Here is a 24,053-nt window from a genome sequence, read left to right on the forward strand (position 1 = left end):
GGGTTGCCGCCCGGGGAGTTTTACGGCCGTAAAACTCATCTGCTCCGCCAGGCCGTTCAGATCATCTGAGATGATCCGTTCTGTCCATCCGAAGTACCGGAACCCCCGGGAAGCAGTCGGAGCAGCAACATGCCCTACATCACCGTGATGTTGAACCGTAAGGGCGGCGTCGGTAAGAGCCTCCTGACGGTCAACCTCGCCGCGGTCTACGCCGAGATCCTCGGCTGTGCCCCCTTCGATACCGAAGGGCCGGCCCCCGACGGCCCCAGCGTGGCAGTCGTCTCGATAGACCCCCAAGGCACCAGCATCGAGCACGCCGAGAAGGTCAGGAAGGCACAGCGGCCGGTCCCCTTCCGTGTGGTCGATGCGAGCCAGAGCATCGAGAAGCTACGTCACCTCCGCCGAGCCAAGGCCGACATCGTCATCGTTGACACCCCCGGTTTCATGCCGCTGAGGGGGGAGGGGGACGACGAAGAGTCCATCGACCCGCTTGGCGACGGCACCATCGGAGACGCCCTCCGAGCCGTCCTCGATGTCGCCGACGACGTCATCGTCCCCCTCGAAGCAGAAGGCTCTTCGTTCTCCCCGACCAGGGTCACGGTGGAGAGGGTGCTCATCCCCCGCCAGATCCCGTACGGAGTGCTCGTCAACAACTGGGACCCGCGCGACGGCGTGGCAGACCGCGACCGCACCATCAGCCTGGCGCAGCGTCGGGGGTGGGAGCTATACAACACCACGATCCGGCACTACAAGCCGCACACCCGGGGTATCACCTCGGGCCGCCTCTGCACGCAGTACGAGTCCAACCACATCGCGACCAAGGCCAAGGGCGACTTCGTCGCCCTCGCCCTGGAGCACCAGCTCCGCCGCCAGAAGTACGCAGGAGGCCGCTAGTGGCCAAGCACGACGAGTTTGACGACTTCCTCTCCGACGACGACGGCTCCTCCGTAGTAGACACCCGAGCCGATGGCCGGCTGCTCCGGGTTCCCCTGACCCGGCTCGCCCCGAACTTCGTCAACCCGCGCACCGACTTCGGCACCGCTGACGAACTGCTCGACCTCGGCAAGAGCCTGCGCCGCCGCCAGATCCAAGCCTGCCCCGCCGTCAGCCTCGGCGCCTACCTCAAGCTCTGGCCCGACCACGCGGAGCAGCTCGGGAACATCGACTACGTCCTCGTCACCGGCGAGCGCAGGTACCGCGGAGCCGCAGCCGCCGGCAGCGCCGCCCTGAACTGCGTCGTTGACGACGGCGTGGCGAAGGACCGCCGTACCTTCATGGAAGCGGTCGTCTCCGAGAACGTTGACCGCGCCAACTTCAACGTCATCGAAGAGGCCTACGCGGTCCAAGCCCTGGTCTCCGAGTTCGGTAGCAACCGTGCGGTAGCCCACCACTTCGAGCGGGCCGAAGGCTGGGTCACACAGCGGATTCTTCTCACCCACCTCACCCCCGAAGTCCAGGACCTCGTGAAGGCGAAGTCCATGCCGCTCGACGCTGCCCGCTCCCTGGGCAAGCTGGCCAGGGACAAAAAGTGGGACACCACGGAGCAACTGGCGTGGTGGAAGGCGGAACAGGAGCAGCGCACCGCGGCATCTGCCGAGCGGTCTGCCGCCCGGAAGGCCGCGAAGGCGCCTTCGGTGGAGCCGAAGGACGACGGGCAGTTTTACGGCCGTAAAACAGCGCTGGCCGAAACGGGGTCCGCAGACGGGGCGGCGCACGTCCCCGGGCAGACCAGGCCAGAGGTGGCTGACACCGGCGAGACCGGGGGGCCGACTCCCCCGAAGAAGTTCCCGTACAGCGACGGAATCGAAGCTGCCAGGCACCTGATCCACAAGATGCCGCCTGAGGAGTTCGCCAAGATGCTTGCCGTGCTCAACAAGCACGCCGAGACTCAGGCCGCCCCGGTCGGCTGACCTCGCCCTCAGGAGACCCCCGGCTGTGCGCACGGGGGTCTCCTGCTGTCTGTCGAGCCGCTACTCCGGGTTCGGCGCGGGCTCAGCAGGATCCCCGAGAACTCGGGTGGGAGGCTCAATGCCTATGCGCTGCCACCACAGGCCGGACGCGTCTAGGAACTGGATGGTCAGCCTGTGATTGGTCGCGTTGTGCGGGGCGACGCCTTCATCCACCCCAACCTCGTAGCCGTGCACCGGGTGCATCAATGGACCCAGCCCTGAACGCGAAGCTCCAAACAGCGTCCCTCCCTCGCTGCCACGTTGTGAAACACCCGCTGGGCTTCTTCGGGCCAACGGACTGCAACGCCATGCTTGATGCGCGAGCACGGCATCCAGGGCGCCCACCGCCGCAGGCGGCGGTCGCTGACCCGGCCCGACAGGAAGGCGAAGCCGGCACCGGACCTGGTCGGCCGCGACTTCCACGCCGACCTGCCCGGCACGAAGCTGGTCGGCGACATCACCGCCCTGCCCACCGGCGAGGGCTGGCTCTACCTCGCCTGCTGGCTGGACCTGGCCACCCGCGAGGTCGTCGGCTACTCGATGGCCGACCACCACCGCGCCACTCTCGTCGTCGACGCGCTGACGATGGTCGTCGGCCGCGGCCGCCTCCAGCCCGGCTGCAAGTGCATTCGGACCGCGGCAGCGAATACACCAGCAGCCAATTCCGGTGCAAAATAGCCGATTTGAACCTTCGGCAAAGCTGCGGACGCACCGGATCTTGCTTCGACAACGCCGCCGCGGAGAGTTTCTGGGCCCTACTCAAAGAAGAGATCGGCACCCGCGTCTGGCCCGACCGGGCCACCGCCCGCTCCGAGGTCTTCGACTTCATCGAGACCTTCTATAACCGCCGCCGGCTGCGCAAGCACAAGACCTTCGGCTACCTCACCCCAGCCGAGACCCGACAGCGGCAACAGCACGCCCTCGCCGCGTAACGAACGAGTGTCCGAGATCACGGGGAAATTTCACGGCGTGGATTACTCCGTTCACCGGGCTGCCCGCGCTGTGTCAGCAAGCTGGTGACGATGCTGCGGCGTGACGTGGCGGACGCGGTCGCAGGGGCCGGCCACAGTCTGACGCTCATGATCGAGAACCAGACAACCTGAGATTGCGCCGGAGGCCTATGACAGAGACGTTGAGCTCATCAGGCCTGTGGACTCCCCACAACGACCAGTCTGAGAATGTCCCAAAACTCACATAAAGACCGATCGGAATCTAGCGCCAGTGGTTAGTTCGTGCGCCAGTACCGCTTGACTGGATAGCTCCAGTAGCAAAGATTTAAAATTATCTTGCCAATTCTTACGCGTACCCTTGGCTACTGAAAGGAAATATCCAAACCGGGTGGGAATTGCGTGAAAGTAAATAGAACGCTCATGATTGCCGGATGCCTTAGTGGGATCCTTGCTTCACTCTTTACAACCCCAGCATATTCGGCTCAAGATGAAGGTCGAGTCGTCTGGTACCGCAGCAGTGAAATGCCACCATTGAGAGAGGTTGGGAGTCGTCTTGCTGGAGATCTAGGGATCGAAACAGGCCAGGTAGGGGAATTTCCAATCCCTCCACAGACCCCAGGTCTGGTCGGCGAGGAAACTGAAGGAACTGGTGACGCCTACGAAGTTGAGATGGGACTTGAGCCGCCGATCGATGAGGCCTCTGGACTTCCATCGGAACCACACGAGGCTGACGGCGTCGAACTGCCTGACAGTATCCCGGACTCGGGGGATCTCCAGTCAACTGAATCTAATCCTGCCTCGGATTTCATTCAGGATCCGACGTCAGGAATTCTTGACTGGAAGAAGTGCTGGAACAACCCTCTCGGCCATCGGAATGAGGGTGTCGCTACAAGCCGATTTAAGTTCTGCCGCTGGGGGTGGAATACGGCAATCAAGCTTGACGGCCAGGGCAGGATCGAAGGGCAGGTAAGCTTCAAGGAGACGGAACTGGGATCAGGGTCGAATGTATCTCGAATTGGGAGGATCGACCTCAAGGTCACAGATGTCACCTGGAGCGGCGTGTTTAATCGAAACAGTCTCATGAGGGTGCGCCCACACGCTTCGGGATCTCCGGGAAAATGTAGTGCGGACCTGGGGACTGGGTCACCTGAATACGTACGCCCAGTTGGGGAATGGGCAGCCGGCGTTTATATAGCCTACGAGATGAACTCACCCGCTAGTTCGGGGGATCCCAAGCGCGTGGATAAGAGGTCCTACTGTTCGTTCAGTACGACTTGGCGTGTATCCAGCGGGTCGGCTGACAGCTATTGGAGTCACGGCCCTGTCGGTTCTATGAGGATGGACTCTGCGGCCTACCTGGCTCAATACGGAAAGCAGGGGGCAGTCTTCAACCGGGCATCGCCGCGTCTAGTCTATGATTTCAATAACAAGAACATCGAAGGTGTTGTAAAGCATATCCTCACAGCATATGAGGCTCCCGGCGCAACGTGGCCCCGCCAGCGGGGGAAAGTGTTTCCCGGAGACGCCGTGAAAAAGAAATGGAAGCCGCTCCACAGGAATTACCCTCGATTCGACAGGGATTCTGCTGACGTAGCGAGAAAAAATGCTGCTGCAAGGAACTCGGAGTGCGCAGCTTTGAGGGCGCTTAAGGCCCCACCGGCGGGATGGCAATGTGACGAATTTCCGTTCGCCTCAACAAAGGAAGGCGGCGGCAAGGGGGATGGGAACTTCTCTATACGGTACGTGCCGCGGTCCGAGAACGCCTCGGCTGGTGCAGAGTTGGTAAAGTGGTATGGCCGAGACAGAATTCTAGATGGAGATGCCTACGGCATCTTGCTCAAGAATAGGCCATGCGTAAGAGACTGCGCCACCAGCGCAGAGGCGTTTACGGAATTTTGAAAAACTTAGGCCGAAAATGTGATCAAATATTCTTCGATTCCTTCGATCGGGAATTCTCGGCCCATTTTTTCGAAGAACCGGTCACTCGCGGTACTGCCGCCCTTTCTCCAGATCTGAAGACTGTACTCTGTTTCCGATTTCAACGTAAACTCCTCCAGGGGCCCGTTTGCGTCATGGACGCACATCTTGCCGCTTGAGGTGTTAAAGGTCCATTGGCCGAGAGATTCGAAATCCGGATCGTGTGCAACTGGCTGCTTGGCTCCCGTGCTGATCGTCACAGGCGCCTCATGCGACTGGGCATTGCTCATGACCCGTATGATGCCAAGACCGACCCTGACTGCTACGTCGTCCATCGGGAGGTCCAGCCAGAAAGGCCTTTCTGGCTCGATTGGCAACCTTTCTTCGTCGATCCCGAAAATCGAGTTTTCGATGGGAACGATGACTGTAAAGCAGCTCTGGCTGCTGGTCTCTGTCATGATCTCAGCTTATAGCCACCACCGCCCCGCTCACGCCCTCTCCGTAAACCGGAAGCGGAGTTCGGGGCGGTGGTGCACCTACTGCACGATCGAAGAGGAGCCATCCGCAGACTGGCAGGCCACAGCCGAATCTCTTGCCGTGAACTCGGCCCGGTGCCTCTGCTTCGGGCAGAGCTGGCAGAGACCGACTGTGGCAGCTTGCTGTCATGCCAGCCGAGGTCGTGGGGTCGTCGGCTTCTCTTTCCTCGACGCTGTAGTGCGCGTTCTGCTGGGTGTATGGACGTCATGAGGTGCGGTGGGCGGCGTGTTCTTGCGTCCTGGTGGAAGCCCCGGTGCGGGGCGGCTGGTTTCCGGTGCTTGGGCCAGAGCGCGCTAGCACCGGGCCTCACCTGTGCACGCCCTTTCGGCGCGGGCTGGGACCGACCCTAGCCGCGTCCAGGCAGCAGGGGCGATGGGGGGAGGTACGTGCAAGGGCTGCCCTGCTTCGCAGATCCCAGAGGTTGCAGGGCCAGCATCCTCCGTACGCCGCGGCGTACGGGGGTTTCTGATTGCTGATCTTCTCGTTCATCCGGGTACGGGCGCCTCTGCCCGAATGCCGGAGGTGGCGGGTGTACGGGGACGTGTGGGCGTGGGCGGCGGCGGATCCGGTGCGGGCGGCGGCGGCCGCGGTGCTGGTCGGTCTCCCGGTGGTCGGGGCGGTGGCGCAGCAGCGGCAGAAGGAGCGCGCGGCCGCCGGGCCCGCCGCGGCCGGCCCCGCTGCCGAGGGCGGGGTGCTCCTGCGGTTCCTGACGGGTCGGGACCTGAGGCCGGGTGACGCTTCGTCCTCCGCGACCTGGTGGTGCGCCGGGGTCCCGGTGGTCCGGGAGGTCTCGGCGGCCGCGCTGGCGGCCGGGGGCGCGGCGGGCCCCGGCGCTGCCGGCGCGGGGGCTGGGTCGGGGCGGTGGTCGTGCTGGCCCGGCGCCGCCCGCGCGGCAGTCCGGATCGCCGTGCCCGTCCTCGCGGGGGCGGTGTGGAGGGGGTGGTGGGACCTCGCCGCCGTCCTCCTGGCGGTGGCCGGCGCCGTGGCGGCCGCGGTGGTCGTGGCGGGCCCTGCGGTGCTGGGGTGGTGGCGGCCGCGCCCGGCGTCGCCGGATCTCGTGCACGGTCCGGGGATGTGGGCGGTGGTGCGGCCGGTGCTGGGGGTGGGGGAGCGGGAGCAGCGAGGCCGGTGGCTCCACCTGCCCGGGGACGTCTCCGTGCCCGGTGCGCGGGTCGTCCTGCGGCTGCCGGCGGGGTGGCCCGGGGGAGAGGTCGGGAAGCGTGCGATTACCGCCGCGGTCACGGACCGGCTCCCCGGTGAATGGGACGAGCGGTGGCACCGGGCCGAAGCGTCCCCGTTTGCTGAATGGGTGCGCAGGGAGCCGCCGAAGAGGGTTCCGAAGCTACCTGAATCGGTCGCATGGAAAGCGACTGGTGACCCTTATCAGGTGTATGTGGGGCAGGCTGTTCGAGGGTTTGAGCTGGAAGATGTGGTGATCCGTACTAAGTCCGCCACTCCGCATTTTGGCGTTGCTGGTCTGACGGGGTCAGGGAAGTCGACGGTGCTCTACCTCGGCGCCGTGCACGCCAGGGAAAGCGGCGTCCTGGTGGACATCCTCGATACCAAGCAGAATTCCATGGCGGAAGCCGAAGGTAAGAGCGGCGTGCGCGTACACAAGACGCCCGCCGAATGTGTTGCCGCACTCGGTGAGTACATCATGTCGATGATGGCCGCCGAAACCGCGATGGGTAAAAAGGGTGACCCGGCCCTGAGGCGGTTACTCGTCCCGCGCATCATGATTGCCGATGAGCTGCCGACCATGATGAAAATGGCCCTGATCTGGTGGAAGTACCAGCTTAAGGGGCGCGGTGTTCCGCCTTTCGCTGAGTGGTTCTCTATTGGTCTCCTGCAAGGGAGGTCTTCCGATCACCGTTTCGGTGTCGGGGCGCAGCAGTGGGCGAATGCGTATTTCGGGGGGACGATGGAGCGTGCGCAGATCGGTTGGAAGGCGCAGTTGGGGTTCTGTGACAGTCCGTCCTGGGTGGTCGCTTTCGGTGCCTCGACTCAGGTGGTGTCGCCGGATACGGCCGTGCCGGGGCGGGGTGTTTTCGCGGACGGGCGTATTAATCCGGAGACGAATGGTCTGTGGGTGCGTGAATTTCAGCCCGCTTACATCGTTCCCCAGGTGTCTGACCGGCTCGATGTCGTGGCGCCTGCTCCGGACTGGTTCGACGCGGGTCTGCGGGCTCCGTGGATCACCCCGGAGACGGTGAAGTGGGCCGATTCGCTGGCTATCCCCGATTTCCTCGTGGGAGGCCGCTACGGGCCCGCCCGGCCCGTGTTGGGAGGGCCGGTTACCTCCCCCGCACGCACGGGGCCGGGAGCAGGTTCTCCCAGGTCAGAGATGGTAACTGGGGTCCCGGTGGCGGCCGGGGTAACAGGCGGGGTAACAGGTGGTGGGGGCGGGCCGGCGGTGGAGCTGTTCAGCCTGTCCGAGGCGTGCGCGGCCGGGCTGCTGCCGTGGGACTACGCCACCGCGAAGGTCTACAAGTCGCGCAGCATCAAGAGGGGCGTCGAGTTCCCCGCCGGGGCCCCTGACGGGCGGGTGACGTATTACACCCGAGGCGAGATTGCGGACTGGCTCACCCGCTGGCAGGCAAGCTTGTCCAGCCGTTCCTAACTCCCTTTCGAAATCCCGAAGCTGTCGGTATCGAAAGAGTGGAGTTGCTGGAATGGCCGTGCCGGTTGATGGATTAAGTCGTTTCGCGGGCATGTGGAGAAAGAAGTCAGAGGCGGCGGCTCCGGACCCTCCCGTAAACCCGTGGGCGACAGGGGCTGGGCCTTCTGTGAATGCCTCCGGGCAGCAGCAACCGGTGACGGGTTCCGGCACGGTGCCGTGGGTCGTGGTGCCGGATAAGCCGACGGGGCTGGACCGGCTGAAGCAGATTGCTTTTTGGGGCGCGATGGGCCTCATGGTCGCAGGCGGCCTGAACGGATTCTTCGGCGGGGACCAGGCGGTGAAGCAGGCCGCGCCTGCGCCCGGACCGGCCGCGGTGGCCTACCCGGAGGATGCCGCCCGCGCTGTGGCGGTCAGGGCCGCCCGCGCCTATCTGACCTGGGACGAGGAGCGGCCGGCCGGGCGGGCGCGGGACCTGTCGGGGCTGCTGGTGGCCGGGTTGGACCCGCAGGTGGGCTGGGACGGCCGGGGTGTGCAGACGGTCGGCCTGGTGGTGCCGGGCGCGGTCACGGTGGGCCGGGGTGACCGGTCGCGGGCCCGGGTCCGGGTGGATGTACAGATCTCGCCCGGGGCGGGGCCGGCCCGGTGGGTGGCGCTGGACGTGCCGATGGTGGCGGGTTCCGGGGGCCGTCTCGCGGTGAGCGGTCCGCCTGCCCTGCTGGGGGTCCCCGACGGCCCGGTGCACGCCGCTGAGGCTGCGGAGCGTCCCTCTGACCCGCCGTTCTCTGTGGCCTCCCGGTCGGCGGTGGACGGCTTCTTCCGGGCGTGGGCGGCGGGCGGCGCGGGTGAGGTGGTGGCGCCCGGCGCCGCGGTGCCGGCTCTTCCGGCCGGGGTGGAGCTGCGCGGGGTGCAGGCCTGGGAGGCCGCCCCGGGGACGGGCGCGGACCGGTGGGGGATTGCGCGGGTGGTGTGGGCGGTCGGCGGCGGTGAGATCACGCAGGCGTACCGGGTGGAGATCACGCGGGTGGAAAGCGCCCGCGCAGGCCGCTGGCAGGTTTCCGGGATTTCCGGCGACGACCAGGCCTGACGACGAGCTAAGGAGCTACGGGAAATGATGCTGGCCGCAGTTTTCGACGGATCCGGAATCAAGGATCTGGCTTTCCTCGTGTGCGGAAATATCCTCATGGCGTCTCTTGCAGTGAGGGCGGTGAAGCTCTCATGGGACGATGATTTCAGTAAGAAGCTCAGCTTCACCGGCTCTGCGATCTTCTGCGCGGTGTTCGTGTGGGTGCCGGGTCTGGCGCAGACCACGGTCACGGGCCTGGCGAAAGCCGTGTCGAGCTGATGCGCGAAGGCGCCACCTACACCACGTACTTCCGGAATCTCGAACCGCGGCAGTACGAGCTGCTCGGCCTGGACCTCGGCAAGGGGATTCCGCGCAGGACGATGCTTTTGGCTGCGCTGGTATTCGGCCTGTGGGACGGTCTCGCTTTCCTGCTGGTCGGTCTCCCGAACCTGCACTGGATCACGCTCTACATCCTCCCGCCGACGGTGGTCACCGTGCTGGGAGCGCGGCCGGCTCGGCGGTGCGACCGGCGCAGCGTCCTGGCGGTGTGGGTGCTGGGGCTGCACTACCAGGTGTGGGGCCACCGGCCGGTGGTCTGCGGGGGCCGGGTGTCGGTGCACCGCTCGGAGTGGATCCCCCGCGCGGACCGGTGGGAGTCCCTCGCCCCGGTCCTGGTGCAGCTGGTGGGCGCGCGTACGGCGGCGCGGTGGCTCGGGTCGGCCGGGGCCGGGTCCGTACCGCCGTCCGGTCCGGTGGTGGACCTGGTGCACACGGTCCGGCTCTACGGGCCGGACGTCCTGGTGAAGGCCGCCGGGCGCGGCCGCCGAGTGAAGGGGGCGCGCGGGTGAGCGTGCTGGACAAGGTCACGTTGCTGCTGGGCGTGGCGGGGGAGCGGTCGGCGCCGCCGCCGCGGTACGCCGCGGTCACGGACGCGCTCGTACTGACCGAGGGCGAGGCGTGGGCCTGGTGGACATGCGAGACCAGCAACAGCGACTTGATGTCCGAGGCGGAGCGCGCCGCGGAGCAGCACCGTGCGGAGACCGCGCTCACAGGCGTGCTGGCCGGCCGGGACGTCCACTTGAAGGTGGTGTGGTCGCCGTACTCGGCGGCCGACTACGAGGCCGAGGCCGAGGGGCTGTACTGCGCGGGCGACTGGCGGCAGTGGGCCGCCGACCGTGCCGCCCGCCTCGACCAGATCGCCCTTCCGATCCGCACCGTACTGCTCGGCGTCCGGCTCGGCCCCCGCAAGCCGGCGCCCGCCCGGCGGCTCACCGACGCCGCGGGCGTCTCCCGGCAGGGGGTCCCGGAGCGGGAGCTCGCCGAGTGGCACGCGGCGGCGCGGAGGCTCGGCCGCCGGCTGGAGTCCTCGCCCTGGCGGTGCGCCCCGGCGCCGGTCGAGCTGCTGGCATGGATGATCGCCCGGGAGCAGCACCGCGGCGCCCCCGCCCCGGCGGCCCGCCGGCCGCTGGTGAGCGGGGCCGCGCTCGCCGCGCTCACCCAGGGGCGCGCCCTGCCGTACCCGGACCACCTGCGGATGGTCGACGCATCCGGCGAGGTGTGCGCGTGGGTGTCCGTGCTGACGCTGGTCGGCTTCCCGGAGCGGATGGCGGTGCCGGGGCCGGGGGAGTGGCTGCGGACGCTGGCCGAGGTGTACTACCTGCCCCCCGACGACGAGGACGGCCAGGGCGACGCGGACGCGGCGGGCCGGATGGTCCCGGTGAGCCCGGAGGCCTCGGTGCGCCTGCGCGTCATGCCCAAGCGGGTGGCGATGGACCGTACGGACGAGGTCGCGAAGGCGGCCCGGGAGCAGACCCGCTCGGCGGCCGCGCACTCGATCGGGGACGCCGGGCAGGTCATGACCGATGCCGGGGCCGCAATGGCCGACCTGCGCGCCGACCTGGAGCGTGAGGAGACCTCCCTCGTGGAGGACCACCCCCGCCTCGTGGTCACCAGCACCGCAGGCCTGGAGGACCTGCGCGCCCGCGTGGACGCAGTGGCGGCGCACTTCGGGGACATGGGGATCACCGCGCAGGTCGGCGTGGACGAGCAGCGGCCCCTGTGGCTGGAGACCTGGGCCGGGGACCGGCTCCGCGTCCCCGACCTCGGCCACGTCCGCGACACGAAGGCCCTGGCCGGCGCCTGGTGGTGGGGCGGTGCCCGGGTCGGGGACGACGCCGGCCCCGTCGTCGGCTACCTCACCGGGTCCACCCCGGGGGTGGTGCGGCTCTCCCCGGTCGGGCACAGTAAGGACGCGACGACGACCGCCTACATCGGCCGCTCCGGGCGCGGCAAGTCGACCGCCGGCATGATCTCGGCGCTTGACGCCGCGCACGCAGGCGCCTGGGTGCTGGTCCTCGACTTCAAGGGCGACCTCGCAGGGGTGTCCGCGGCGGCCCGCCGGTACGGGCTGCCGTCGCGGCTGGTGCAGATGAGCCGTGCGCACGCGGGCGCCGCGGACCTGATCCCGCTGCTGGCCGAGGCCGGCCGGGACGCGGCACGGGCCGAAGTCCCGGCGCAGCTCTCCCTCGTGACGCCCGCGCACCTGCGGGCGGCCGGCGCAGAGACGGCCGTACAGGCCGCCGTGAACTTCGTGATCGACACGTCTCCTGACCCGGCCACGTGGCAGGTCATCGAGCGGCTGCGGGACTCCGCGGACGGGGTCGCGCGCGCGACCGGGGACGCCCTGTGGGAGCTGGCGCAGACCGCGCACGGCAGCCTCTTCATGGGCCGCCCGGCAGCTGAGCGCGCCCCGCTGTCCACGGACCCGGGCCTGTGGGTCGTGCAGATGGCCGGCCTGTCCCTGCCCGAGGTCGGAGCGACGCGGGACGACTGGACCTCGGTGCAGGCCCTGTCCGTCGCCGTGATGCACAGCGTCCTGGCATGGGGGATCACGACGGCCGGCCGCCCGGACCTGCGCACCCTCCCCAAAATGATCCTCGTGCCCGAGGTGCACGTCCTAACGTCCACCAGCGAGGGCCGCCACTTCCTCCAGTACCTCGCACGGGTCGGCCGCGCACTCGGCGTCCACCTCGGACTCGACACCCAGGACGCGACCGGCGTTCTCGCGCTGCCCGGCGTCGTCGAGCAGCTCGCCGTCGTCGTCGCCTTCCAGCTCACCACCCCCGTGCAGGCCGATGCCCTCGCCGAGCTGCTCGGCCTGCCGGTCGGCCCGGAGACCAGGGAGCGGATCCGCTCCCTCGCCCTCGGGGACGGCGACGGGATCCGCTACGGCCACTCGATCATCCGCGACCGGAGATTCGGCGCCGCCACGGTGCAGTGGGACCTCCCCACGGCCGAGCTGGCCGACACCCTCGACACCTCCCCCCGCGCTGCCGCCGATGCGGAGCCCGCCGACATCGAGGTGCACGCATGACCCCCCGACCGACCGCCCGCCCGAGCAGCGCCCTCGCCCTGGCGGCCGCACTTCTGCTCACCGGATGCGGCACCGACGGCCCCGCCGCCCGCCCGGGGCCCGCCGCCGAGCCGGCCGCCGCCGCAGCCGACCGAGCCCGCACCTACATGCGCGCGGTGGTCTCCGACGACTGGATCACCGCCTGCAACCTCATGGCACCGGCCCGCCGCGCCGCCTGCCACGGCCGCCACACCGCCCCCGAAGCGCCGGACCCCTCCGGCCCGGCGATCGGGCCCGTCCTCGTGGACCGCCCGCCCACCCGCGTACCAGGCACCTCCCGGCACCCGCAGGGCTGGGGCGTGCTCACCACCCACACTGTGACCTGGCCCGGAAAGCCGCCCACCACCAGCTACACCGCCCTGCGGATGACCGAGGCCGGCGGCTTCTGGTGGGTGGAGCAGCGCGAGGACGTCGCGGACTCCGACCTGACCCGTGCGGCCGACCCGGCCGCCTCCGCCCTCTCCCGGGAGGCCAGGTGACACGACGTCTGCCACGCGCCCGGACCCTCGCCCTCCCCCTCCTCGCGCTGGCCACCACCCTCGCCGTGACCCCCGCACCCGCACACGCCGAGACCGTCGACCCCGACGGGGTCGGCGGGCTGCTCCCCGCGCCGCCCGCCCCGCGCGGCGGCGGCACCATGTTCGAGACCTACCCGGACCTGCTGACCTGGTCCCTCGACCGCGACTTCGGGGACTTCGACTTCCTCGACCCCGCGCTGCACATGATCGCGGACGTGCTCATGGTCGTCCTGGTCACCCTCGGCGCCGCCGTGTCCACCCTGGCGGGGTGGACCTTCGGGATGACGGACCTCCCCGAGATCCAAGGGCCCCTGACACGGGCGATCAGCGGATCCGCCGCGGCGGTGATGGCCGGCCTCTTCCCCTCCGCCCTCGCCGTCGGCGCGCTGGTCGCCTTTCTCAAATCGCAGCGCGGGGAGGGCGGAGGGTTCTCCGACCTGGCATGGGTCCTGGTGTCCGCGGTGGCCGCAGCCACCCTGCTCCAGACCCCGAAGCTGTGGGTGGACGGCGTGGACCAGGGCCGCATGATCGGCACCGAGATCGCGATGTCCGCCACCGACGCCGGCATCGGCGCCGGCAGCGGCATCGAGAAGATGCCCTTCGCCCTCGGCCACCGCACCGCCTACACCGGCGACGCCGCAGACCGGGTCTCCCGCCGCGCCACGGACACCGTGTGGCGCGTCTACGTCGCCCTGCCGTGGTGCCTGGCCGAGTTCGGGTCGGTGGAGCTGTGCCAGAAGCACGGCCGGGCCGTCCTCGACCACGGCACCGACAAGGAAGCCCGCAAGACCTACCTGCAAGAGAACGTGGACGAGGAGGAGGTGGGGGCGGAGTCGCAGAGCTGGCGGCAAGGGCACCGGCCCCTGGAACGGGCCGGCGTCCTGGTGGTCGCCGTCCCCGTCGCCCTGGCCTTCGGGATCCTGCTCGTCCTGCTCCTGCTGGGCAGCATCACCGCAATGATGGCCGCCCTCTTCCTCCTGGTCGTGGGGCCCGTCTTCGCTGCCCTGTGGGTGATCCCCGGCCGCCCCCGGGCATGGGGGGTGCGCTGGGTGGACGCCCTCGTGGGGACCGTGATGCAGTCCGCCATCACCACCCTGACCGCAGGCGCCGTCATGATCATCCAGATGGTCACGGCCCTGGCCATGCCCACCTACGGATGGCTCGGCTGCTCCGCCCTCTCCCTCACGGGCGCCGTCGCCGCCTTCAAGTACCGCACCGTCCTGACCGGCATCGTCGGCGGCGCCGGACCGACCGGTGGCATCGGCGCGGGCGCCCTACTCGGCGCGATGGCCTCCCGCGGCCTGAGCAAGCACGCCGGCCGAGCGCTTCGAGCCCCGGCCCGACTCTCCCACCGGATCGGAGACGCAGTCGAACGCCGACACCGACCACCCGCCCCACCGCGCCGAGCCCTGCCACGTCCGCCCGCCCCGCCACCGCCGCCGACCCCCACACCCCCCGGCAACCGGCCGCCCCGCCCCGGCCCCGCGACCGGCCGCGGCCCCGGGCGCGGCCCCGGACCAGGCGGCACCGGACCCGGCGCCACCCTTGCCGCGGCAGGCCGCCGCACAGGCCGGACCGGCAGTCCCGCCCTCGCCGGCACACCGACCAAGGCCCCGGCCACCCCGCGCTCAGGACAGGGTGCAGCGCCGACGGCGGGGACGATCCCCGCCCCGGCCGGCCCCGGCCCACAGGCCCGGACCGCCACACCGACCATGCCCGCCGCCCGCTCGGGGCCCGGCCCGACCGCAGCCCCGGTCACCCCGCCCGCCCGCACGGCCCGCCCCCGCCCCCAGGGCACGGCGCGCAGGTCCACCCAACCCCCAGCCCCCTCGCGATGGGTACAGCCCACGCTCCCCCAGCCGCCCACCCCGCGGCCGCGGACCGCACGCCGCTACCCCCCGCCCCCGCCGCGCCCCTGACGGAGTGACACCCCCTATGCCACAGCGCCACCCCGGCCCCGACGGACCGGCCCCGGACTGGCGGGCGCTCCTCGCCGCCCTGCCGGACGGGGACGAACCGCCGCCGGGCACGTCCCGGCGGCGGTGGCGCCGCACCCGCCGCCGGGACGCCCGCCAACAGCGGGCCGCCGCCCTCACCGCCGTACGCGCCCGCCCCGTCCACCCCGCCGCGCTGCTCCTGGTCGTGCTCCTGCTCCTGGCCCTCGGCGTCCTTTCCCGGTGCGGCGGGCGGCCCGGCGCAGACGACGACCGGCCCGCCACCGCCCCCTCGGCCACTGTCGCGCCCCCACCCGCACCGGCACCGCCACCCCCCGCGCCCGAGGTCCCGGCCGACGCCACCCCCGGCGACATCGCCGAGGTCTGGACACGGGCCTTCCTGAGCCGGGACCCCCTCGCGGACCAGACACACCGGGCCTGCGTCCGGCGGGCCGCGCCGTGGGCGACGAAGGACCTGACGCGCAATCTGACCGCGCAGCCGCCGCCGGGGTGGGGGCGACAGGTCAGCCGTGGGGAGGCCACCCGCGTCACGGCCGTTGCCGTACGCCCGGCCGGACCGGACCTGCCCCCCGACAACCCGGCCCAGGTCTGGCGCAAGGTCGCGGCCTCGGTGGACGTCACCGGGTACGAGACCAGCCGCCGCACCGAGGAGCTGCGGGTGGAGATCACCCGCACCACCGCAGGGTGGCGGGTCTCCCGAGTGCTGGGGCTCTAGTGGACGCCCGCGACGTCGCAGAGGCCGCCGCCACCAGCGCCGGGTCCCCGCTCCTCGCCAAGGCAGCCGCCGTCGGGGCAGTGGTCGCCGTGCTCGGGATGCTCGGCCTCGGCGCGAGCACCCTGATCGCCGGTGCCGCCAAGCAGGCCGCCGACGCGAAAGGACAAAGGCAAGGCTGCGAGATTTCGGGCCTGCCGGACCCGGTGGCCCTCGATGCCGTACCCGCCTCGATCCTCGCCCAGCAGGTTTACCACGCCAAAATCATCGACGAGGTAGCCCAGAAACGAGGACTCCCGGGTCGGGCATCGCTCATCGCCCTCATGACCGGCTTACAGGAAAGCGGCCTGCAAAATCTGAAACACGGGGACCGCGATTCTCTCGGACTGTTTCAGCAGCGCCCCTCGCAAGGGTGGGGGACGCCCGCAGAAATCACTCACCCCCCGACGTCTGCCGGGCTTTTCTACGGCGGAAATTCGGGCCGTCCGCCTGGCCTGGTGGATATCCCGTCCTGGCACATGCTGGAGCCGGGCGCAGCCGCGCAGCGGGTACAGCGCTCGGCCTTTCCTGACCTGTATGCCACCCGGCGGGGCCAGGCCGAAGCGGTCGCCCGTACCGCAGGCATCGACCTTCGCCGCCTCGGCTCCATGAGCGGCGACCGGCCGGAATGGGCCCAGCCGAGCAGCCCGGAGGACCCTCGCGCCGAGGGTCTACCGCTCGTCCCGGACCGCTGCCAGGGTGAGGACGCCACGGCAGGCGCCGCCTTCCATGACGCCGAAGCCGGCTGGCCCGCCGAGGTGAAGAACCGCCGCTCGACCGAGGACGCGATCCGGTGGGCGAGGAGCCAGCCCGCACTGAATGAAAAGCGCTGGTGGCAACGGTGCCTCGAGTTCTCGGCGCGTGTCTACGGATGGCGTGCTGCCGGAGTCGGGTCTGCCATTACCCATTACCGTGCCATGCCCGCCCACATGAAAAATCCGGGAAGCCGGGATGTACCGCCCGGAGCGCTCATGTACTGGGAGACCGGAAATGTCCACGGTCACGTGGCCGTATACCTCGGCGGCGGAATGGTCGTCAGTAATGACGTGCGGCGGCCGGGATATGTGGATGTCATCCCTGCGTCTGACATCGAATCAAAATGGGGTGCCCGCTATGTTGGTTGGGCGCCCCCATATTTCCCGAAGGGGGCATGATGCCCGCCGACCTGGACGACGTGCCGGCCGAGCCGCTCTACACCCTGATGATCAGCCCCGCCCCCGAGGGTGACCGCCTGGTGCTCACCCTCGACGGCGAGACCATCGCGACCAGCGCGAGCACGGACGAGCTGCGGGTGGCCGGCCGCGCCGAGCTGCGCGTGCGCGCCGCGTACGCCGCCCGCCCCGTACGGGCTCGCGCCGTCGAGCCGGGGTTGCCCCTGCCGTGGTGCGTGATCGTCTGCCCCGACGGCACCGTGCACGACGTACCTGCACACCCCGTACTGCCGCCCCGCCCGCCCGCCACCCCTCCGCCGCCGATGCCGGCGTTCCCGCCGAGGACGGCCCCGGCCCGTACGGGCGCGCCCGCCGACCTGGTGCCCGAGGCGTACCGGCCCGCGTGGGCGCAGGTGTGGGCCGCGCACGCGGCCGGGGACCTGCCGGCCGCGGTCGTCCTCGCGCACCGCCTGGAGGTGCAGCTCGAAGCCGAATGCGGTCCGCGGCACCCGGCGGCCGTCACGGTTCTGACGGCCCGCGCCTGGCTGACGCTGTGCCAGCGCACCGACTTGCGCGGCACTACCGAGCTGCTGGTGACCACCGCCCTGCGCCGACAGGCCGCCCGCGCCCTCCCCGAGGCGGACACGGTGCGCGCGGCCCGCAATGCACATGCCCTCTGGCGGCTCCTCGTGGTGGAGGATCCGGCGGGTGCGCGGGACACGGCCGATGCTCTGGCGGGGATGCTCGCGATCCTCGGGGAGGACGTCCTGCGCGCAGGTGTCCTCAGCTGGGCTCGCCGTGCCCGGGTGTCTGTAGACCCGGGGTTGACCGTGTAGCGACCGAAGCGACCGGCGCCGCGGGAGCCGTTACACCGTGGTCCGGTAGAAGACCTTGCCGTCTCGGGGCTGTACGCCGAGGGCCTGGTAGAGCGCGAGGGCGGCGGGGTTGTCGCGGTCGGCGGTCCACTCGACGCGGGAGGCGCCGGCGGCGCGGGCGGTGGTGTGGAGGGTGTCCATCAGGGCGCGGGCGACTCCCCGGCGCCGGGCGCCGGTCCGCACGTAGAGCTCCTTCAGGTACAGGCTGGTGTCGGCGCCGGCGGCAGGCCACAGCCATGTGTACGACGCGAGCCCGAGCACGTCGCCGTCGTCGTCGCGGGCGAGGAGGACGGTAGCGGCGGGCTGCGGCCCGAAGAGCGCGGCCCGGATCTGCTCCGGGTTGCCGGGGGCCGGGGCGCCGCCGTAGTACTCCTCGATCTCTCCGAGGATCGTGGAGATCACCTCGATGTCCGCCGCGGTCGCCTCGCTGATCTGCACCTCTACTCCTCCGGTTCGTCCTCGGCCAGTGCCTCGCGCAGCGCCCGTACCTCGGGCAGTGCGTGCGCCGCCACGCTAGCGGCGACTTCGCGGGCCCGGTAGGTGATCAGGGCGCGGCTGTGGCCGGGGGGAAGGCCCGCGAGGGTGTCCAGTGCGAGGGCGGCGGCTCTGGCGGGGTCGCGGTCGGCGGCGGCGCACATCGCCGTGTCCATCAGCACGAGGGCCCGGTCGGTGACCTCGGCAGCGGGGTAGAGGCGCAGCGCCTGCGCGTGCTCGGCGGCGGCCCGGCCGGTCTGGCCGAGGTGCGTCCACGCATTCCCCGCGTGGAAGCGGTACTGCGCTTCGTCGTATCCGAGTGCGCTGGAGCACCGGGCGTGCTCGGGGAGCCGGGCGAGGGCCGTCTCCGCGCGGGCGAGGGCCTGGTGGACGTCCTCGGCGCGGCCGAGGCGCGCGAGGGCGCGGGCTTCGAGGGGTGCGGCGAGGGCGGGCCCGACGCAGGGCAGGCGGCCGGCGAGCTGCTGCGCCCGCGCGGCGAGGGCGACCGCTCCGGGGAGGTCTCCGCTGTAGTAGGCCTGGTAGGACTCCTGGGCGTACACCCAGGACAGGGCGGCCGGGTCCTCGGCGGCCGCGGCGGCCGCGCGCCCGGTCCGCCACCAGGACCGGGCCCGCCCGTCCCCCATCCGCAGCAGGGTCAGGGCCACGAGCCCGGACAGGTGCGCCGCGACCACGGTCAACTCCCGGCGCACGGGGGCGGGCTGCGGACGGGCGAGGACCCGCCGCAGGTCCGTGAAGTCTCCGAGAAGGTCGGCCAGGAGCAGGGCTTCGCCCTGGTGGCGGGTGGCCCTGGCGTGCCGGTCCACCGTGAAAGCCCAGTCGGCCACGGCGGCGCCGGTCATCGGCCCCTCGGCGAGCACGTCCAGCAGCCCCCGCTGGAGCGCGTCCGCCCCGGCCAGGATCGTCCGGCCCACCCCCTGCCCGGGTGCGGCGAGCGCGGCCAGGGCGCCGCCGGCCCCGAGCGCCCGGTCGAGCGCGGCGGCCGTCTCCGGAGTCGGCCGCCGCCGCCCCCGCTCAAGATCGTGCACATACGACTTGCCGCACGCGGCGAGCTGCGCGACGTCCCGCAGCGAGCGGCTGCCGCGCAGCCGGCGCAGCGCCTGCCCGAAGGACTCGTCCACCTGGGGTCACCCTCTCCCGGCACGGCCGGTGCGCACGTCCGCACGGCTGCGGACAGCTGCGGACACGCGCCGCCTCCACATCACGGTGCGTACAGGAAAGGCTACCGAGAAAGGCCCAAATCGCCTGCTGCCGCCGAGGAGTTCGCACGTGCCCACCCCACCCCCCACCGGCCCCCGTCCCGGCCCCGGCCCCGCCCCCGACGCCCCCGCCCCCCTCTCCGATCTCATCGAGGACGCGCTCAGACCGTTGCAGCGCGACCCCGGCCCCGAGGCCGTACAGGCCCTGACAGCCGGACTGCTCCACCACGGACACACCCTGCGCGGCGGGTTCGAGGGCACGTCCGGCGGCCAGGCCGCCGCCGACTGGGACGCCTTGACCGAGGCCGGGCCCGAGGCGGGCCCGTTCGGCCCGTGGATGCACTGCCGCGCCCTGGCCCGGACGCTGCGCACTCTCGGGGAGATCCGGGCGGGCCGGCGGACGCCCGTGTTCGTCGGGAGGGCCGGCCTGCCGCCCCTCCCGCCGGGGGGCAGGCCGTGACCGCCGTATCCGCTTGCCACCTCGCCCCCCTGCCCGCACTGGTGGATCTGACGTGGGACCAGTCGGCGGGCCGGGCGTGCTGCATCTGCGGCCGGCTGCTGCGCTCGGGGGCGGTGGACCGGGGCGTGATCGAGGGCCGGTCCGGGGTGCACGTGCTGGACACGAGGGTGTACTCCTGCCCCCGGCCGCAGGGCGGCGGGCCGCGGTGAGCGGGAGGGCCGGTCAGGTGCTGTACATCGCCGTTCTGGCGGGGCTGATCGGGGCCCTCGCCTACGGGGGCCGGTGAGCCCCGGCTCCCTGCCGGGTGCCCGCTCAGTCCAGCACGCCGAGCAGGGTGTCGGGGCGGCAGTGGATACAGGCGGGGACGCCGTCGGCCAGCAGCCTGCGGGCCTGGTCCGCGGTGACCGGGCCGGTGCGCTTGCCGCGGTCCCAGCAGTCGCCGGTGTGGATGCGGACGGGGAGCCTGCTGGCGCCTATCCCGTGCTCGACGAGCCAGGGGGGCGGCTCCGCGGCGGCGCGCTGCCGGACGGCGGCGGCCTCGCTGGCCTCGGCGGCGGCCAGGGCCTTCTCCGCGCGGCCCAGCTCGCCGCGGAGGTAGGTGACGGGGGTCTGGAGCCGGGGGCGGTCGGGCGGCAGTACGGACACGGTGGTCAGCAGCCGTAGGTTTCCCGGTGCCAGGCCTGGCAGGCCTCGCACAGCGGTGAGGCGTGGGAGCCGTAGCGCCTGGTCTGGGCGTGGCAGCGCGTGCACGGGCCGAGCTGGCTGGCGGTCGGGGCGGGCAGGGGCGCCTGCGGGCGGGCTGTGGGGGCCGGTGCGGGGGTGGTGGGGGTGGTCATGGCGGTGCTCCTCAGGTGAGACTTTAATTGGAGCACGTGTTCGAATTCTTCTCCTAGTTACCCGGTCGGCGCGTCGGGTCGGCTGCTGTTCGGGGGAATCGGGCCCGGTGGGTTCTGCGGGGCGGGCAGGGTGGGGTGCATGGACGGTCGGGAGCGGTGGGCGGGGCGGCGGGTGTACGGGGCGGATCGTGAGGATCCGGATCCGGGTCCGCGGCCGGGGCACGCGTACGTGGAGTTGGTGGGTGGGCCGCTGGACGGGCGGCTGCTCGATGTGTCCGCGCTGGCGCCGGCGGAGCGGGCGGAGGGCGCGGCCCTGATTGCGGAGGCGGGCGTCTACGAGGGCGGCCGGTCCCTGTACGGGCCGCAGGACGGCGGCCCGGCAGGGGTGTGGGTGTGGGAGGGCGACGTGCCGTGAGGCGCGGCCCGCGGGTCGCCTGTTGGGGTGGAGGAGGCGGGGCCGCCGTGCCGGAGCTGCTGGTGCCGCGGTTGGGCGGGCATGGGTATGCGAGGGATGGCGGCCGTCTTGGTGGTTGCGGTGGTGGTGTCGGTGGGTGCGGGCGGGACTGCCGGCGCGGGGCCGAGGGTGGAGCACAGCCGGTGTGATCAGGTCCGGGAGGTGCACACCTGTCTGCAAGTCGCCCCGCGCGACCCTGACGAGGTCGGCATCACGGTGTGGCTCCAGGTGAAGAAGCACCGGGGCCACGACCACGCCAAGGGGCTGGCGTGGGTCCCCCAACGGGGGCGGCTCTGGCTGGAGGTCCGCAAGAACGGCGGCCCGCCACGGAAGGTGCGCACCCGGGTTGCACCGCCGTCGTACACCGACACGGTGGGGTGGCCGCTGATCACGACGGGGCCGGTGTGGGAGTACGACGGCCCGGGGGTCCGGATCCGTGCGTGTGCGTCTGCGGCGGACGGGTCGCTGCTGACCTGCACCCGCTCCCACTGACCCCGGGACCCGCGCCGGTGACGTACACCCCGGCCGGATAGGCCAGGATGCCGGGTGCCGCCCCGAACGTGAGCGGCACCCGGCAGCAGACAGGGGAGTCCTGTGGGGATCATCGGAGACAGCCTCGACCGCGCCGCCGAGGCGGCTTTCACACGGCCGCCCCCGAAGTCCGCAGGCGCGCAGATGCGCTACCTCGTACGGCAGGAGAAGACCACGCGCGCCGTGGCCGTGCTGCTCGGCATCTCGCAGCGCACCGTGGAGCGGTACGTCAAAGACCAGATCAGGACCCCCCGCCCCGACCTTGCGTCACGCATGGGGGCGGAGGTGCGGCGCCGGTGGCAGCCCCTGGTCCGCAGGCGCGCCCGCAACCGCGCCGCGAAGAGCACCGGCCTGGTCATCGAGACCCGGGCCCGCTTCGGGTTCACCGCCGCCCCCGGGACCACCGACGACGGGCGGATGCGGCGGATCACCCAGCACTTCCCGCCCCAGACGGCCGCCCGGCTCCTCGCCGCGCAGGAAGCCGACGCCGCCGAGGCCGAGTTGCAGCGGCTCGCCGCGGAGGGGTTGCAGGACATGTACTTCCGCGACGGCGGAAGCAGGGCATCCGGTCTGCTGGTGGAGTTCACGGACATCGACTACGTGGACGTGTCCCTGTAGGGCGCGCTGTCCGATGGTTCGGTCGTGATGGCCCCAGGGCCCTGCGCCGCTACCGGTTTCGGGGCTGCTGCCGGATCTTCAGCTCCCTCGCAGCCCTTGACGTCGCCGTTGCCGGTCTCCTACATGCTTGTGGCCCGTGTCCGGGGGACACGGGCCACGTCGCAGACGTGTGATCTGCGTCACGATCGCGGGGTGGTCCGCTGCGAACGGAACCCCTGGAAGCCGTCCGGGCTGCGGAGCGACTCTCGGACAACCATGGGCTAGTAGGGCCGTGGTGGGCAGGGTCCTCGGACGGCTTCGGACGCTCCCGGACATCCTCGGACGGTCTCGGACGGATGCTGGGCGAGGACGATGGGTGTGACGTGGGGTGATGCCGTGTGCTGGCTCGGATGGGAGCGGGATTGCATCCACCTGGATGAGTGACTCTCGGACGCCTGCGGACGGCCGCAGGCGTTCCGGATTCGACGCTTCGGACAGCCGAGCGCTGGAGGGTCGGGTTCCGGTTGGTGGTGGAGAACTCCGCTGCTGACAAGGTCGGTTGAGGCCGCGGGTGCGGGTGCTTCATCCTGGAGCTGCACCCGCCGCCGTCGGTGGTGTGTAGGGGCTGCGAACCCCTGTTTCATCCGTCCGGGCTCTCATTTCGTCAGGAGTGGCTTCATGTTGTGGCTCAACGTGCCGGGGCGCGGCTGGATTCTCCAGCCGCCCGCGCCGGCCTTCCAGGGGTGCGTGATTGCCCCCGCCGTACCCCGTTCCTTCGGCTTTGCGGGTGCCGCCCGCATGCTGGGCGTCAGCGGCGTGGTCCTGGGTCTGATCTGGCTGTACGTGGGTGGTCACCGTGTTGAGGTGATCGGCGCCGTTGTCGCCGCAGTCCTTGTCGACCTGCTGCGCGAGCCCTCCCTCACGTTCGTCCGCACCCTGCGCACGGGCGTCCAGGGTGGTGACGTCCGATGAGAGACCCCTTCGGAGAGATGCTTGCCGAGCAGCGCCGCCGGTCGGGGATCAGCCTCCGGCAGCTGTCCGACAAGTCCGGCGTCACCGTGTCGGCCCTCGCCCGCGTGGAAGCGGGCACAATGCCCCTCTCGGATACTGCTCGTCGCAGGGTCCTTACCAGTCTGGACCGGTTGTCCGAAGAACGGGAGGCGGGAGGCGGTTTCGCGGGAGCCCTGCGGCAGGAGCGGAAGCAGAGGGGGATGACGTTTCAGGAGCTAGCCCGCCGGTCCGGGTTGTCCGTCGGGACCATCAAGATGATCGAGACCCGTGCCATGACGCCGGACGAGCGGATGAAGTCCACGCTGCTTGCGGCTCTGCGGCAGAACCGGCACCCGTCTCTGCCGGAGCCGGTGCCCACTCAGAAGCGTTCTGCTGCCCACTACGGGCCCCCTGCAGTCCAGCCGAAGACCGCGACGGTAACCGAAGGCCGCATCGTTGTTCCCTGGGTGTCGCAGGCCGGCAAGCCGGACCCCTTGTTGATCTCTACGCCGGTCGACTTTGTGGAGATGCTCGGTGCGGTGCACGTGTGGGCGGGCGCGCTGTCGATGCGTCAGCTGGAGTCCGCCAGCGGCGGCGTCCTGAAGCGCTCGACGACCAGCGACGCGTTGAACGTGGAGAAGGCCCGTTGCAGCGGCAAGATCCCGCCGATGCGGTGGTGCATGACCTTCTTGAAGGTCTGCGGGATCCGTGACACCGAGGACTGGGTGTACGCCTGGCGACGTCTGAAGGCGTTGGAACGCCCGCAGGCCGGGAAGTGGCTCCAGGGCTGACGGCC

The 24,053-nt window shown here is 70.8% G+C and carries 27 protein-coding genes; 22 read left to right on the top strand and 5 right to left on the bottom strand.

Annotated elements, in window-relative coordinates; translation table 11 throughout:
• The first annotated feature begins 129 nt into the window (after positions 1-129).
• The 5 genes from ACZ7JZ_RS33770 (at position 130) to ACZ7JZ_RS33790 (ending at position 4,798) form a co-directional block, all read left to right on the top strand.
• Positions 130-894 (top strand): ParA family protein, encoded by a 765-nt coding sequence (locus ACZ7JZ_RS33770; RefSeq protein WP_470946367.1) that lies wholly within the window; start codon positions 130-132, stop codon positions 892-894.
• Positions 894-1,910, top strand: a complete 1,017-nt coding sequence (locus ACZ7JZ_RS33775; RefSeq protein ID WP_470946370.1) for a ParB/RepB/Spo0J family partition protein — start codon at positions 894-896, stop codon at positions 1,908-1,910. The genes ACZ7JZ_RS33770 and ACZ7JZ_RS33775 overlap by 1 nt, the downstream gene beginning before the upstream one ends.
• 354 nt (positions 1,911-2,264) lie before the next feature.
• Positions 2,265-2,627, top strand: a complete 363-nt coding sequence (locus tag ACZ7JZ_RS33780) for a DDE-type integrase/transposase/recombinase (RefSeq protein ID WP_470946371.1) — start codon at positions 2,265-2,267, stop codon at positions 2,625-2,627.
• A 5-nt stretch (positions 2,628-2,632) separates the two neighbouring features.
• Positions 2,633-2,881, top strand: coding sequence for an integrase core domain-containing protein (locus tag ACZ7JZ_RS33785; RefSeq protein ID WP_470946374.1), 249 nt, complete (start codon positions 2,633-2,635; stop codon positions 2,879-2,881).
• Positions 2,882-3,319: 438 nt separating this feature from the next.
• The gene (locus ACZ7JZ_RS33790; RefSeq protein WP_470946376.1) at positions 3,320-4,798 is read left to right on the top strand and encodes a NucA/NucB deoxyribonuclease domain-containing protein; all 1,479 of its coding nucleotides are present in this window, start codon (positions 3,320-3,322) and stop codon (positions 4,796-4,798) included.
• A gap of 5 nt (positions 4,799-4,803) precedes the next feature.
• Here ACZ7JZ_RS33790 and ACZ7JZ_RS33795 read toward each other — a convergent pair whose 3' ends face one another.
• Positions 4,804-5,274, bottom strand: a complete 471-nt coding sequence (locus ACZ7JZ_RS33795) for a Haze protective factor 1 (protein WP_470946377.1) — start codon at positions 5,272-5,274, stop codon at positions 4,804-4,806.
• 986 nt (positions 5,275-6,260) lie between these two features.
• On the opposite strand from ACZ7JZ_RS33795, the gene ACZ7JZ_RS33800 reads away from it, so the two are divergent.
• The 10 genes from ACZ7JZ_RS33800 to ACZ7JZ_RS33845 all read left to right on the top strand — a co-directional run bounded on the left by ACZ7JZ_RS33800 (position 6,261) and on the right by ACZ7JZ_RS33845 (position 17,659).
• Entirely contained in the window at positions 6,261-7,973 is a 1,713-nt protein-coding gene (locus tag ACZ7JZ_RS33800) for a hypothetical protein (protein ID WP_470946379.1), read from the top strand.
• Positions 7,974-8,139: 166 nt separating this feature from the next.
• A complete protein-coding gene (locus ACZ7JZ_RS33805) occupies positions 8,140-9,057 on the top strand; it encodes a hypothetical protein (RefSeq protein ID WP_470946380.1) in 918 nt (305 codons plus the stop codon).
• Positions 9,058-9,081: 24 nt separating this feature from the next.
• The gene (locus tag ACZ7JZ_RS33810; RefSeq protein ID WP_470946383.1) at positions 9,082-9,315 is read left to right on the top strand and encodes a hypothetical protein; all 234 of its coding nucleotides are present in this window, start codon (positions 9,082-9,084) and stop codon (positions 9,313-9,315) included.
• Entirely contained in the window at positions 9,315-9,884 is a 570-nt protein-coding gene (locus tag ACZ7JZ_RS33815) for a hypothetical protein (protein ID WP_470946386.1), read from the top strand. The genes ACZ7JZ_RS33810 and ACZ7JZ_RS33815 overlap by 1 nt, the downstream gene beginning before the upstream one ends.
• A complete protein-coding gene (locus ACZ7JZ_RS33820; RefSeq protein WP_470946388.1) occupies positions 9,881-12,409 on the top strand; it encodes an ATP-binding protein in 2,529 nt (842 codons plus the stop codon). Before ACZ7JZ_RS33815 ends, ACZ7JZ_RS33820 begins: the two co-directional genes overlap by 4 nt.
• Entirely contained in the window at positions 12,406-12,927 is a 522-nt protein-coding gene (locus ACZ7JZ_RS33825) for a hypothetical protein (RefSeq protein ID WP_470946389.1), read from the top strand. Before ACZ7JZ_RS33820 ends, ACZ7JZ_RS33825 begins: the two co-directional genes overlap by 4 nt.
• A complete protein-coding gene (locus ACZ7JZ_RS33830) occupies positions 12,924-14,885 on the top strand; it encodes a hypothetical protein (RefSeq protein ID WP_470946390.1) in 1,962 nt (653 codons plus the stop codon). Before ACZ7JZ_RS33825 ends, ACZ7JZ_RS33830 begins: the two co-directional genes overlap by 4 nt.
• A 16-nt stretch (positions 14,886-14,901) precedes the next feature.
• Positions 14,902-15,636 carry a hypothetical protein gene (locus ACZ7JZ_RS33835; protein ID WP_470946392.1) on the top strand — a complete coding sequence of 245 codons (735 nt, stop codon included), beginning with the start codon at positions 14,902-14,904 and terminating at the stop codon, positions 15,634-15,636.
• Positions 15,636-16,826, top strand: coding sequence for an NlpC/P60 family protein (locus tag ACZ7JZ_RS33840; protein ID WP_470946394.1), 1,191 nt, complete (start codon positions 15,636-15,638; stop codon positions 16,824-16,826). Before ACZ7JZ_RS33835 ends, ACZ7JZ_RS33840 begins: the two co-directional genes overlap by 1 nt.
• Positions 16,823-17,659, top strand: a complete 837-nt coding sequence (locus ACZ7JZ_RS33845; protein WP_470946397.1) for a hypothetical protein — start codon at positions 16,823-16,825, stop codon at positions 17,657-17,659. Before ACZ7JZ_RS33840 ends, ACZ7JZ_RS33845 begins: the two co-directional genes overlap by 4 nt.
• Positions 17,660-17,689: 30 nt before the next feature.
• Here ACZ7JZ_RS33845 and ACZ7JZ_RS33850 read toward each other — a convergent pair whose 3' ends face one another.
• Entirely contained in the window at positions 17,690-18,136 is a 447-nt protein-coding gene (locus ACZ7JZ_RS33850) for a GNAT family N-acetyltransferase (protein ID WP_470946400.1), read from the bottom strand.
• Positions 18,137-18,138: 2 nt separating this feature from the next.
• A complete protein-coding gene (locus ACZ7JZ_RS33855) occupies positions 18,139-19,311 on the bottom strand; it encodes a helix-turn-helix domain-containing protein (protein ID WP_470946402.1) in 1,173 nt (390 codons plus the stop codon).
• A gap of 148 nt (positions 19,312-19,459) precedes the next feature.
• On the opposite strand from ACZ7JZ_RS33855, the gene ACZ7JZ_RS33860 reads away from it, so the two are divergent.
• Together ACZ7JZ_RS33860 and ACZ7JZ_RS33865 are read left to right on the top strand one after the other, a co-directional pair.
• Positions 19,460-19,849 carry a hypothetical protein gene (locus ACZ7JZ_RS33860; RefSeq protein ID WP_470946405.1) on the top strand — a complete coding sequence of 130 codons (390 nt, stop codon included), beginning with the start codon at positions 19,460-19,462 and terminating at the stop codon, positions 19,847-19,849.
• Positions 19,846-20,058, top strand: a complete 213-nt coding sequence (locus tag ACZ7JZ_RS33865) for a hypothetical protein (protein ID WP_470946408.1) — start codon at positions 19,846-19,848, stop codon at positions 20,056-20,058. Before ACZ7JZ_RS33860 ends, ACZ7JZ_RS33865 begins: the two co-directional genes overlap by 4 nt.
• Positions 20,059-20,161: 103 nt before the next feature.
• On the opposite strand, the gene ACZ7JZ_RS33870 is transcribed toward ACZ7JZ_RS33865, so the two are convergent.
• On the bottom strand, positions 20,162-20,494 hold the full coding sequence (locus tag ACZ7JZ_RS33870) for a DUF6233 domain-containing protein (protein ID WP_470946411.1): 333 nt from the start codon (positions 20,492-20,494) through the stop codon (positions 20,162-20,164).
• A 5-nt stretch (positions 20,495-20,499) separates the two neighbouring features.
• Entirely contained in the window at positions 20,500-20,685 is a 186-nt protein-coding gene (locus ACZ7JZ_RS33875) for a hypothetical protein (protein ID WP_470946413.1), read from the bottom strand.
• A gap of 139 nt (positions 20,686-20,824) precedes the next feature.
• Here ACZ7JZ_RS33875 and ACZ7JZ_RS33880 point away from each other — a divergent pair, with 139 nt between their 5' ends.
• From ACZ7JZ_RS33880 to ACZ7JZ_RS33900, 5 genes are all read left to right on the top strand, one after another.
• Positions 20,825-21,100 carry a hypothetical protein gene (locus ACZ7JZ_RS33880; protein ID WP_470946415.1) on the top strand — a complete coding sequence of 92 codons (276 nt, stop codon included), beginning with the start codon at positions 20,825-20,827 and terminating at the stop codon, positions 21,098-21,100.
• A 201-nt stretch (positions 21,101-21,301) separates the two neighbouring features.
• Entirely contained in the window at positions 21,302-21,631 is a 330-nt protein-coding gene (locus ACZ7JZ_RS33885; RefSeq protein ID WP_470946417.1) for a hypothetical protein, read from the top strand.
• 102 nt (positions 21,632-21,733) lie between these two features.
• Positions 21,734-22,288, top strand: a complete 555-nt coding sequence (tpg, locus tag ACZ7JZ_RS33890) for a telomere-protecting terminal protein Tpg (protein WP_470946419.1) — start codon at positions 21,734-21,736, stop codon at positions 22,286-22,288.
• 657 nt (positions 22,289-22,945) lie between these two features.
• Complete coding sequence (locus tag ACZ7JZ_RS33895; protein WP_470946420.1) at positions 22,946-23,239, top strand: hypothetical protein; 294 nt, start codon at positions 22,946-22,948, stop codon at positions 23,237-23,239.
• A gap of 17 nt (positions 23,240-23,256) precedes the next feature.
• Entirely contained in the window at positions 23,257-24,048 is a 792-nt protein-coding gene (locus ACZ7JZ_RS33900) for a helix-turn-helix transcriptional regulator (RefSeq protein ID WP_470946423.1), read from the top strand.
• Positions 24,049-24,053: the final 5 nt, after the last annotated feature.

The sequence above is a fragment of the Streptomyces sp. NPDC038213 genome (assembly GCF_055600495.1).